The sequence below is a fragment of the Kribbella sp. NPDC056345 genome (assembly GCF_042262745.1).
In the GTDB taxonomy this organism is placed as follows: Bacteria; Actinomycetota; Actinomycetes; order Propionibacteriales; family Kribbellaceae; genus Kribbella.
In genome coordinates this window covers 32,505-42,358 of the sequence record NZ_JBHJQQ010000027.1, presented here as the reverse complement: position 1 = coordinate 42,358, position 9,854 = coordinate 32,505, and the positions used below count along the sequence as shown (strand labels likewise).

Below are 9,854 nucleotides of genomic sequence, written 5' to 3'. Positions count from 1 at the left end.
GGACCAAGTGGGTCGGCGTCGGTACGTCCGGCCTGGCCGGTTCGGTCTGGATGGCCGGCGACCGCGCTCCGGGCACGGCCGCGCTGGCGGCGGGATTCGCCGGCGCGCTTGGCTCGCTGCTGATCGGCATGGGTCCGGCGTCCTGGATCGCCGATGACGCCTCCGACGGCCACCAGGCGCGCGGTGACTACGCGACGCCGATGTTCGCGATCTACCTGGCGACGCTGGGCGTCGCGATCTATTCGGGCCTGTGGATCCACCTGGCCCTGCTGGCGGCCGGTGCCGGTGTGACGGGCTGGCTGTACGCCCGCCTGCTCCGTTCGGCCCGCGTCCAGATCGGTCGGGGGGTGGACTGGTGAGCACGATCTTCGACAACGCCAGCCTGAACTCGCAGGACCGCGACCGCCGCGACACCCCCGACTGGCGCCAGCTGTCGGAGTGCCGCGACGAGGACCCGGAGCTGTTCTTCCCGATCGGCAACACCGGCCCGGCGATCATGCAGACCGAAGAGGCCAAGCAGGTGTGCCGCCGCTGCCCCGTCCGCGCGCAGTGCCTGTCGTGGGCGCTGGAGGCCGGTCAGGACGACGGCATCTGGGGCGGCCTGGACGAGGACGAGCGCCGCAAGCTGAAGCGCCGCAACCAGCGCCAGCAGACCGGACGGGCGGCATGAGCGCCCCGCGCGGCTGCGCGGTATGCGGGTGGTTCCCGCGGTTCCGCCGCCTGCGCCCCGCGCGAAAGGCCTCACGTGGGCACCGCTGCGTTCCGAAGCCGGTCCGCGTCCGCGGCTGTCACGTCGCGGATCTGCTGGAGGCGCTGTGAGCACCGCGCAGAAGCTGCCGCAGCTGGAACAGCTGGTCGACGAGCGCTACGGCCAGAACCACAACGAGACGGCTGTCGCCGAGCGGTACACCGCCGGCTTCGGATGGGGCCGCCCGGCGGCCGCGAAGCCGGTCGACCAGGACACCGCGACCGCCCAGCGCACCGAGCTCGAGCACGAACTGACCCACTTCGACCACTACCGCCCTCAGGAGCGCTGAGACCGATGCCGACTGTTCAATGGATCGATCTGTGGGAGGGCAGCGAGCACGATCGCTGGCCTGGCCGCATGGTCGACGGGTGCCCGACGTTCGGGTTCCGCCTGGCACCGCCGGGTCTGGCCACGAAGCGGCAGCTGCGCGCCGAGGGCCTGAACCCGGGCGGGCGCGAGCCGTTCGCGAAGCTGGTGTGGAAGCGCGGCCGCCGGTTCGCGTGGCTGTACGTGCGGGCCTTTGCCCGGCACATCGTTCCGGCGTCGCCGGCGAAGCTCGCGTCGCTGCTCAAGGCGATGACCGCCCGGCAGACCTGCGCGGCCGGCCACGTGGCCGACCACTGTGTCCGCAAGTCCGACCAGCTGTGCGGCGACCACGCCGTACTGGCCGACCAGCACCGCGGTTGGGTGGTGGCGGCATGAACGGCCCGGACCACTACCGCGAGTCCGAGCGGCTGCTGGCCCTGGCCACCAACCGGATCCCGCAGACGCTGAGCCAGACCGACGCCGATGTTCTGCGTCACCTGGGCACCGCCCGTCAGGGCGGCATGTCGGTGCCGGCGCTGGCGCACCGGCTGAAGCAGCCGATCTCGGTCACCGAGCTGCGCCTGGTCGTGCTCGAGCAGACGCACCAGGTCGTGCGGCTCGAGGATGGCACGTACGCCGTACCGGAGCCCGGTGAGGCGGCGACGTCGAGTCCTGAGACCTCGACGTCGTCGACCACCGACCTGCTGCTGGCGGCACTGACGAATGCCTGGCTGGCCAACTGCGCGGCCACGGTCGCCGGCCTGGTCGACGGCCAGAACGGCCCCGGCCAGTACAGCGAGGCCACGGCGTGGGCGAAGGCGGTGGTCTGAGATGGCTACCCGTAAGAGCCGTCGCCGTAGCCGCAGCTCCACGATCGGGGCGCGGGCCAAGCGGCACATCAAGCGTGCTGTGCGGTGGGGCTGGAACCGCTCGTGGTCGTCGACCAAGCGGGTCGGCCGCTGGGGACGTGACCGGGTGATCAAGCCGGGCGCGAAGAAGGCGGCGTCGGTTGCCGGGCGTCGCGGCCGCGCGATCGGCCTGGGTGTCGTGGAAGCGATCGAGCGCCGGCGGCTGACCGGGTCGATGCGTTCGGCGACCTACACCTGCGGTGAGTGCCCCGGCTCGAAGTTCACCGCCGAGCAGTACCGCGACCACCTGGCCGGCCACGGCAAGACCTACGCCATCCCAGCCCGGCTGAAGAACGGCGTGGCCGCGAACGAGCTCAAGCCCGCCCCGGCGCCGAAGCCCGCCGTACCGGCAGCCGCTGGTCCGCGGACGGTCTCCGAGAAGTTCGCACCGTACGCGACCACCGCCCCCCGGCCGGTAGTCGCCAAGCCGCTGACCGTGGCGGAGAAGTTGGCCACGGCCGGGGCCGCGAAGCCGGTCGCCCGGCCGCAGTTCGGGGCGCCCCGGAGCCCCGCCGTTACGAGCGCTGCAGCCGCAGCGGTCAACACCCACTGGAACAACACCACGAGGAGCATGCCCACCATGGCCAACCTGCAGCAGCTGGTCCGCGCCGCGGACAACCTGGCCGACGAACACCCCGACACCGCCGAAGACCTCGAGGAGATGCTCGGGCAGCTGGCGATGGCCTTCACCAAGATTGCCGACAGCATCACCGGCTACGCCGAGATGCTCGACAGCGACATCAAGATCGACCCCCGCGTGACCCGGCCGATCTACGACGCCGCCGACACCGTGGCGACCGCCGTCGGCCGGGCCTTCCGCGACTCCCGCACCACCTTCCGCAAGGTCTACGAAGACCAGTTCGCGGCCATGGAGTCCGGTGCCCGCAAGGTCGCGGTCGACGGCTTCTGGGACGCCGGCGCCGCCTAAACCAACCCCTCCCGATCCGGGTGGGTGGCCGGGACAGCGCCGTGGGCGCTGGCAGGCCAACGGCTGCCCACCCCAACCCCTTCTATTTCCTCCCGGATCGTCCGGGTCAGCTGAACGGAGAAACCGACATGGCACGCAAGCCCCGCACGCAATCGCGTAGCAAGGCGCGGCGGTCTGCGAACCTGCAGGCCCGGCAGCGCCGGACGGACCGCCGTACCAACCGCAGCGGCCTCTTCGCGGCCGCCCGCCGCAGCAACAACAACCCCAACTATGACGACGCCGGCGCCGGGCTGTCCGCGCAGCAGCTGCGCGCGACCCTGCACCGCTACCGCTGGCAGATGGCCCCGCTGTATGCATCGGCCGCGACCTTCGCCGCCGGCGCGGGCGCGCACGAGTACGTGCACCCGCTGATCACCGCCGGTGCCGCCGTCGCAGGCAACGCCGGCGCCTGGTGGTGGGCCAAGCAGGCCTTCCCCCGCCTGTCCGAGCGCATCTACACCTCGTCGGTCGCGGCCGCGGCTGGTGTCTGGCTCACCGCGGCCGCCGCGGCCGGTGCCACCACGGCGCCGCTGCCCGGCCTGCTCGGGATCGCGACGCTGGGCGCCGGGATCCCGTGGTGGTACCACCGCCGCGTCCGCGACCACATCGTGGCCGACCGCACCGTGGAGGCCTGGCCGGCGATCGCCGAGCTGGTCGACCTGGGCGGTACGAAGCTGCGCCAGTACCGAGGCAAGGGCATCAACTGGGAGGCCAAGCTGCAGCTGGTCCCGGGCCGCCACACCATCGATGACGTCAAGAAGGCCGCAGGCCGGCTGGAGACCGCGCTGAAGGTGCGCCCGGGAGCGCTGCGGGTCCGCGAGGACAAGGACCGCTCCGACTGGGTGAACCTGGCCGTGGTCGCCGACGACCCATTCAAGAAGGGCAAGATCATCCCGCACCCGGCCACCGTCGAGGGCTGGACCGCGATGTCGCGCTCGATCTACGACGAGGCCCCGTTCGGTCTCGACGAGACCGGCAAGGAGATCACCACCGTCCTGATCGATAAGGACGGTGCCCGCCACGGCCTGTTCGCCGGCGCCAACGGTTCGGGCAAGTCGGCCGGCATGGTCGACGAGATGGTCCACGAGCTCGCCTGCCGCGACTCGATCAGCATCGTGATCGACCTGGGCAAATTCGGCCAGCCCTACCTGCCCCTGAGCGACTGCCTCTACCTGCCGCCGATCACCGACGTCGCCAAGGCGCGGATGATGCTGCGCGCCCTGGTAGAGATCATCAAGGACCGCGCGTCACGTCCCCGCCGTACGCCGAGCTTCAAGTGCACCGAGACCGAGCCGATGATCAGCCTGACCATCGACGAGGGCTACGACCTGGCCGCCGACGAAGAGTGCGCCGACCTGATCCTGCAGATCGGCCAGAAGGGCCGCTCCGAAGGTGTGCGGCTGCGGTTCGGCACCCAGCGCCCCGACGTCGAGAGCCTGGGATCGGGCAAGCTCGACGGCCAGTTCAAGACCCGTGTCGGGTTCCGGATGGGCCGCAAGGGCGACGTGCGCTACGTCTTCCCCGAGGACTGGCGCGACCTCAACACCAGCCTGTTCGACATCGCCGGGCTGTGCTACATCTCCGATCTCGGCCGGATCGAGGACCCGCGCCCGACCCGTACCTACGCGATGTTCGATCCCGACGTCGTCCAGGAGACCGGCGCCCGCCTCAGCGTCCGCAGGCCGGCCCCGGAGGCCCGGGCGGCGAAGATCTTCACCCGCTACAACTTCGCCCCCGCCGTCCAGGACACCGTGACGGCTGCAGCCCACCCTGCGGCCGCGACCGGCACGGAAGAGATCGCGGCCGTGGCCACGGCGGTCGCGAACGCCGAGGCTGAAGCAGCTGCCGCCGACGCGGCCGCCATGGTGCCGGGCGACGTGCACCAGGTCGTCGACGTCGGCAACAACCGCCACGTTCCGGTGACCCCTGAGCAGTCCAGCCGGGAACGGATCGTCGAGCACAAGGACGCCGACGGTGTCTCGGCGACCCGGCAGCGCATCGCCGACCAGGCAGCCGAGTTCGCCGCCGAGTTCGCAGACGACAAGCCGCTGCCGGCGATCTCGCTGGCCGAACTGGCCGGGGAGCAGGAACCGTCGCGGATGGCCGACCTGCTCGACGAGCCCACCCAGCAGATCCTCGCCGAGCTGCAGCAGCGCGACGAGGACAAGGACGTCGTCGACGCCCGGATCCTCGCGATCGTCCGGCTCGGCGGTGCGACCGGTGTCCGGATGCACCAGATCGTCCCGCACTTCGAGCAGGACCGGCGCACCATCACCCGCCGCCTGAACGACCTGATCGCGATGGAGATCGTCTCCCGCCCCTCCAAGGGCGTGTACGTGTCCGTCGACCACCAGGTCACGGTCAACGCATGACCGGCGTACGCGATGCCGCCGGAATCACCCCCACCACCACTCAGGAGCACACCATCCCCATGACCGACCCCGACACCACCTCGAGCACCGAGACCGGCAAGACCACCTCCGAGTGGCCGGCCTGGGCCACCACCGCCCTCAACACCCTGAACGACCGGGCCCGCCGGGTCGTCGCCTTTGTCGACGCCAACCCCGAGGGAGCGTTCCGGCTCATCGGGTCGGCCATCGGCGGGCTGGCCATGGCGCTGCTGATCCTCAGCATCCTGGGCCGGCTTGTCGGGTGGGCCGTCACCGGTGACCCGCTCGACGATCTCGCCAAGGCTCTCCCGGCCGGACAGATCGCTGCCGACCCGTTCATGCACTGGCTCACCACCCACACCACCGGCCTGCCGATCACCGCCGAAACCGCCGCCTGGATCTGGGGCGTCACCGGCGCGCTGCTGTGGTTCGCCGCCAGCTTCCACCACTTGGTCGCGAAGGCCCTGTGGCTGGTCTTCGGCGCGACCACCGCCGCGATGGTCTGGGCCGGCACCACTACCAATGCGCACCGGCCCGTCACCACCGGCCTGGTCGTCATCGCCTGGACCGTCCTCAGCCTCTTCGTCCTGGTTCCCCGTCCCCAGCCGCTGCCGCGCCGGCGCCCGGCCGCTTCCTGACCCCTGAACTCCCCCTGCCACCCCAACGAGAGGCCGCGCACATGACGCCACCCAGCAAGCCCGAACGGACCATCTGGGTCATCCGCGACACCAAGACCGGCAAGACCGTCGGCGCCGACCACTACCTGAGCGAAGACGCGGCCGCCACAGCCCGCCGGCGCAAGTTCGCCAGCCGCCGCTTCAAAGTCGAGGAGATCACCATCAAATGACCACCCACCACGCACCCGACACCACCACCCCCACCGAGGTCGACGACCGGTGGGAACACCAGGACCCGACCGTCCAGGCGATGGTCGACGAGATCGCCACGGCCGCGGGCTGCCCCGCAACCCGCGTCGTCGTGGTGCCCTGGATCGGCTACCGCGAGCCCGGCGACGCGATCGGCGACGGCGGCCTGGCCGAAGTCCACCAGCCCTTCCGCCGGACCGAACCGGCCACGCCCGCGACCATCTACCTGGCCGCGCCGGTTCTGTCCGACCTGTCCCCCGAGATCGGCCGGCACCTGCTGGCCCACGAGCTCGGACACGTCACCCGCCACGGCCGCCTGCACACCGCCGTCGACCACCTCGCCGCCCTCGCGGTCTGGCCCGTCACCGCCGCTGCGGCTGTCCTGTCCTGGAGCATCGGCGCCCGCGGCGCCGAGTTCCTGCTCACCCTCGCCGCGGCGGCCTGGGGCCTGATGAAGCTCGCGAACTGGGCCTGGGAGCTGGTGCAGGAGATCCAGGCCGACGACTTCACCACCCAGTACGCGCCCCTGACCGCCGACCAGGTCGACCAGCTGTGGAGCTACCTCGACACCCACCTCGGTACCGACCTGGGAGGCCGATACCGCGGCTACCGCCTGATGCGGAACGCCCGCCGCACCGCCCAGCCCGCCGTGCTGGAAGCCGCCGGCACCGTCGAGGAGGCGTGATGATCCGCAACCGGATCCCGCGTGGTGTGACCGACCCGGCCTTCGCCCGGCAAGCCGCACCGGCCGAAGCGGCGATCGTCGCGGCCGCGTACGGCGTCGACACCACTGTCATCTACAAGATCGCCCGCGACTGGCTGGTCGATGCCGCCCTCATGGCCGGTGCGACCGGCCTGGACGACGTCGAGACCGCTCACCACGTCGAGTCCGACCACCCCAAAGGCTGGACCGGTCTCCTATCCGACCCCTACCTGCTCGAAGCCGACGAGATCCCCGGCGAGGCGCGATTCTCCATCGTCCACGCGGCCCGCGAATGGCTCTGGGACGCCAGCGGCGCCGGCGTCGACGCCGGCCACGAGTTCGAGGCCCTGACCACCGACGAGCTCCTGCAGCAAGTCCGCAGCAGCTACGACGGCGGCTGGCTCCAGTTCCTGGCCGACGGCAACCCCGACCACCAGATCCACCAAACCACCACCACCATGACCACCGCACACAGCGCCGAAGGAGACCCCCGATGAACAACCCCACCCTCACCGTCGTCCCGGACAAGGACCTCGACTGCGACCTGGACGCCGCGCTGGACCTCGACGTCGACGAGTACGACGAAGACGACGTCGACCCGGAAACCGAGCGGATCATCAACGAGATCCTGGCCCAGCGCAACGCGGCGACCGACCTGCAGGAGCGGGCCGACCTCATCCTGGCCGCACTCGGCTACCTCCTGGCCGACGCCCACTCGATCGCCTTGACAGTCACCGACGACGTCGAGGACGGCGCCGCGGACTGCTTCATGGTCGAAGCCCTCCTTGACGCCGACGGCACGATCCTCGAGCGCCATCCAGAAGATTGGTGCCTGGCAAGCAACCTCGAAATCATCGACACCACCGGCGACGTCGAGACCGAGCCGGTGTGGTGGCTGCCCGACGCGTTCCAGCCGCACTTCATCCCCAGCGCCGAGCTGGTTGCGGCAGGCGTGGCGATCGGCAACGTGATGACGTTCCGGGCCGCCACCAGCGACCTGCGCGCCCTGTGGAGCACCGGCCAGTGAGCATCAAGCCTTACGTCTGCATCACCATCGAGTGCGAGCGTTGCGGCACCGACTGGTGGGAAGCCGACGGCGAGCAGTACGTCATTCACTTCGACACCACCGCCGAAGCCCTCGCGTACATCGCCGAGCACGAATGGCGTAGCCAGGACGGGCACCACTGGTGCCCGTCCTGCGTGGCCGCACTCGAGTGCGAACGCGACGGCCACCAGCTCACCCCATGGCAGACCTGCAACTGCCTCAACCGGTGGAAGTACCTCGGAGGCTCCCGCCCCGTTGAGGAAGCCCAGTACTGCGGGCACCTGTGGCGCCACTGCACCCACTGCCTCAAGGCGCCCGAGAGAGTCACGCTTACCGATGCCGGGGTGTGCTCATGAACGCGAACCGCTCGACACAGCGTGACGGCGTGAGAAGTTCCTGCAACTCCCGGCGCGCCTCCGGTATCCGCATTCGCAATGCGGATAAACCAGGGGCATGCCTCAGAAACCGATCAAGCCAGGACGGACGCTCACGAGCCTGTCCTTGCCGACCGAGCATCTGGAGCTGTACCGGCAACTGGCCGACGCGGACGGGATCCCGTTCGGGGACTGGGTTGCCGTACGGCTCGCCCGCAGCCAGGACCTCCCTGAGCCCGAATACGTCGAAGCCGAGAAGCAGAAGCGCCTCCGCAAGAAGGCAGCCGCTGCTCGGCGTCTTGCCCGTGAACAAGGCGTCCAGGAGCTGCCCATCGGCGCCTGACGCATCGAAATGCCTCAGACAACCTCATAAAGCACTGAGGCCCGTCCACTAGGGACGGGCCTCCAGAAAGCCAACCTTCGCGCCACGCCGGCCAAAGCTGCGCGCGAGGGCCAACCAACAACACCCCTCAAGGGGGCTTCTCGCTGTGTCAAGAATGCCACGTTCCACCCCCGTTTCCGCAAGTCCCACGCCCCGCCGCCCGCGTCAGCTTCCTCACCAGCACCGCGCCAAAGCCGATCTGAACGGCATTTTGGCGGTCGCCGGATCGGTTCACCTGGTCCGCGGCATGAACGCCGACATACGGATGGTCGGCCGGCACCTGAGGGCCCGCGTCCACACCGGGCTGCACGCCGATCGGGGCCCGCGGTGCCACGACTCCCGCGAGGCCACCGAGGGCGCCTACAGCCAGCTGCCGGCCTGGACGCACCGCGACCAGTGGCTCTACCTGGTGACGATGGCCGTCGTGTGGTTCCCAACGCTGATTCATCGTCAGGTCTCGGTGACCCGGCTGCTGGAGTTCGCGGCGCTGGTGGCTGCCGATGCCAAGGACGACAGTGGCCGGGAAACCCGCCGCGTCTACAGCTCGCTGGCGACCGCGATGGGCCGCTCGGAAGAGACAGTGCGGGTGTGCTGGCGGGCCCTGGAACGGCTCGGTTTGGCCGTGCAGGTGGAGGAGTCGAAGTACTTCTCCAAGGACCGCAGGCTGGCGATCTGGCGCGAGCATTGCTCCAAGCAGCGCGGCCACACCCCCGAGTACGCCCTGGTCGTCCCGCAGGCCTTTGCCCAGGCGATGGTCACCGGTGAGCACCCGGCCGACCTGCTGGCCCAGGAGTCGTTCGACGACGTCGACGCCCTCCTGGCCGCCGGTGCCACGAAGCGGACCATGACCCCGTACCAGCGGCTGCGTACGGCGCTGAGCCGTCTGCGCAACGCTGCCCCTATCCAGCTGCTCCCCGCCGCCTCAGGCACCGCTGACAGCACCCAGGAGGGCCCTGCAGCTGCTCCGTCGACGGCCGCACCCCAGACGGCCAGCACCGCAGCTGAGCAGCCTGTGGATAAGCCCGGGGAGGTTGTCCACAGCAATCCGTTCGAAGGTCTGCGAAATGTCGACATTCTGGCCCTTCCTTTAGGACCGGCACGTAGTGCTTTCCCTTCTGGTCTTCCTCAGGTTGAGCTAGTTCCTCACGGGGTGAAGTCGACCGCT

15 protein-coding genes are annotated in these 9,854 nt (G+C 70.1%); all 15 read left to right on the top strand.

All coding sequences use genetic code 11. The features are described 5' to 3' along the window. Positions 1–359: hypothetical protein (locus tag ACFCV3_RS41830; protein WP_376040892.1), on the top strand; the 359-nt coding region annotated here is incomplete at its 5' end. A 23-nt stretch (positions 360–382) separates the two neighbouring features. After that, positions 383–670: a WhiB family transcriptional regulator gene (locus ACFCV3_RS41825; protein ID WP_376040894.1), complete on the top strand. Its 288-nt coding sequence runs from the start codon at positions 383–385 to the stop codon at positions 668–670. A gap of 145 nt (positions 671–815) precedes the next feature. Next, positions 816–1,037, top strand: coding sequence for a hypothetical protein (locus ACFCV3_RS41820; protein ID WP_376040889.1), 222 nt, complete (start codon positions 816–818; stop codon positions 1,035–1,037). A 5-nt stretch (positions 1,038–1,042) separates the two neighbouring features. Beyond that, positions 1,043–1,450, top strand: a complete 408-nt coding sequence (locus ACFCV3_RS41815) for an RRQRL motif-containing zinc-binding protein (protein WP_376040888.1) — start codon at positions 1,043–1,045, stop codon at positions 1,448–1,450. After that, positions 1,447–1,884 carry a hypothetical protein gene (locus tag ACFCV3_RS41810; protein ID WP_376040886.1) on the top strand — a complete coding sequence of 146 codons (438 nt, stop codon included), beginning with the start codon at positions 1,447–1,449 and terminating at the stop codon, positions 1,882–1,884. The genes ACFCV3_RS41815 and ACFCV3_RS41810 overlap by 4 nt, the downstream gene beginning before the upstream one ends. Position 1,885: 1 nt before the next feature. Beyond that, entirely contained in the window at positions 1,886–2,890 is a 1,005-nt protein-coding gene (locus ACFCV3_RS41805; protein ID WP_376040884.1) for a hypothetical protein, read from the top strand. Between the two features lie 128 nt (positions 2,891–3,018). Beyond that, positions 3,019–5,301, top strand: a complete 2,283-nt coding sequence (locus ACFCV3_RS41800) for a hypothetical protein (protein WP_376040881.1) — start codon at positions 3,019–3,021, stop codon at positions 5,299–5,301. Next, complete coding sequence (locus ACFCV3_RS41795) at positions 5,298–5,957, top strand: hypothetical protein (RefSeq protein ID WP_376040879.1); 660 nt, start codon at positions 5,298–5,300, stop codon at positions 5,955–5,957. The genes ACFCV3_RS41800 and ACFCV3_RS41795 overlap by 4 nt, the downstream gene beginning before the upstream one ends. 41 nt (positions 5,958–5,998) lie before the next feature. Continuing rightward, entirely contained in the window at positions 5,999–6,166 is a 168-nt protein-coding gene (locus tag ACFCV3_RS41790) for a hypothetical protein (RefSeq protein ID WP_376040878.1), read from the top strand. Then, complete coding sequence (locus ACFCV3_RS41785) at positions 6,163–6,870, top strand: M48 family metalloprotease (protein ID WP_376040875.1); 708 nt, start codon at positions 6,163–6,165, stop codon at positions 6,868–6,870. The genes ACFCV3_RS41790 and ACFCV3_RS41785 overlap by 4 nt, the downstream gene beginning before the upstream one ends. Continuing rightward, a complete protein-coding gene (locus ACFCV3_RS41780) occupies positions 6,870–7,385 on the top strand; it encodes a hypothetical protein (protein ID WP_376040872.1) in 516 nt (171 codons plus the stop codon). Before ACFCV3_RS41785 ends, ACFCV3_RS41780 begins: the two co-directional genes overlap by 1 nt. After that, positions 7,382–7,915, top strand: a complete 534-nt coding sequence (locus ACFCV3_RS41775; RefSeq protein ID WP_376040869.1) for a hypothetical protein — start codon at positions 7,382–7,384, stop codon at positions 7,913–7,915. The genes ACFCV3_RS41780 and ACFCV3_RS41775 overlap by 4 nt, the downstream gene beginning before the upstream one ends. Next, the gene (locus ACFCV3_RS41770; protein WP_376040866.1) at positions 7,912–8,289 is read left to right on the top strand and encodes a hypothetical protein; all 378 of its coding nucleotides are present in this window, start codon (positions 7,912–7,914) and stop codon (positions 8,287–8,289) included. The genes ACFCV3_RS41775 and ACFCV3_RS41770 overlap by 4 nt, the downstream gene beginning before the upstream one ends. Before the next feature lie 97 nt (positions 8,290–8,386). After that, positions 8,387–8,650, top strand: a complete 264-nt coding sequence (locus ACFCV3_RS41765) for a hypothetical protein (RefSeq protein WP_376040864.1) — start codon at positions 8,387–8,389, stop codon at positions 8,648–8,650. Between the two features lie 286 nt (positions 8,651–8,936). Next, positions 8,937–9,854: hypothetical protein (locus ACFCV3_RS41760; protein ID WP_376040862.1), on the top strand; the 918-nt coding region annotated here is incomplete at its 3' end.

Bases quoted from the DNA above. Each gene is read 5' to 3' on its own strand.
- ACFCV3_RS41815 (WP_376040888.1), top strand. From the start codon at position 1,043: ATGCCGACTGTTCAATGGATCGATCTGTGGGAGGGCAGCGAGCACGAT.
- ACFCV3_RS41810 (WP_376040886.1), top strand. From the start codon at position 1,447: ATGAACGGCCCGGACCACTACCGCGAGTCCGAGCGGCTGCTGGCCCTG.
- ACFCV3_RS41805 (WP_376040884.1), top strand. From the start codon at position 1,886: ATGGCTACCCGTAAGAGCCGTCGCCGTAGCCGCAGCTCCACGATCGGG.
- ACFCV3_RS41800 (WP_376040881.1), top strand. From the start codon at position 3,019: ATGGCACGCAAGCCCCGCACGCAATCGCGTAGCAAGGCGCGGCGGTCT.
- ACFCV3_RS41795 (WP_376040879.1), top strand. From the start codon at position 5,298: ATGACCGGCGTACGCGATGCCGCCGGAATCACCCCCACCACCACTCAG.
- ACFCV3_RS41790 (WP_376040878.1), top strand. From the start codon at position 5,999: ATGACGCCACCCAGCAAGCCCGAACGGACCATCTGGGTCATCCGCGAC.
- ACFCV3_RS41785 (WP_376040875.1), top strand. From the start codon at position 6,163: ATGACCACCCACCACGCACCCGACACCACCACCCCCACCGAGGTCGAC.
- ACFCV3_RS41780 (WP_376040872.1), top strand. From the start codon at position 6,870: ATGATCCGCAACCGGATCCCGCGTGGTGTGACCGACCCGGCCTTCGCC.
- ACFCV3_RS41775 (WP_376040869.1), top strand. From the start codon at position 7,382: ATGAACAACCCCACCCTCACCGTCGTCCCGGACAAGGACCTCGACTGC.
- ACFCV3_RS41765 (WP_376040864.1), top strand. From the start codon at position 8,387: ATGCCTCAGAAACCGATCAAGCCAGGACGGACGCTCACGAGCCTGTCC.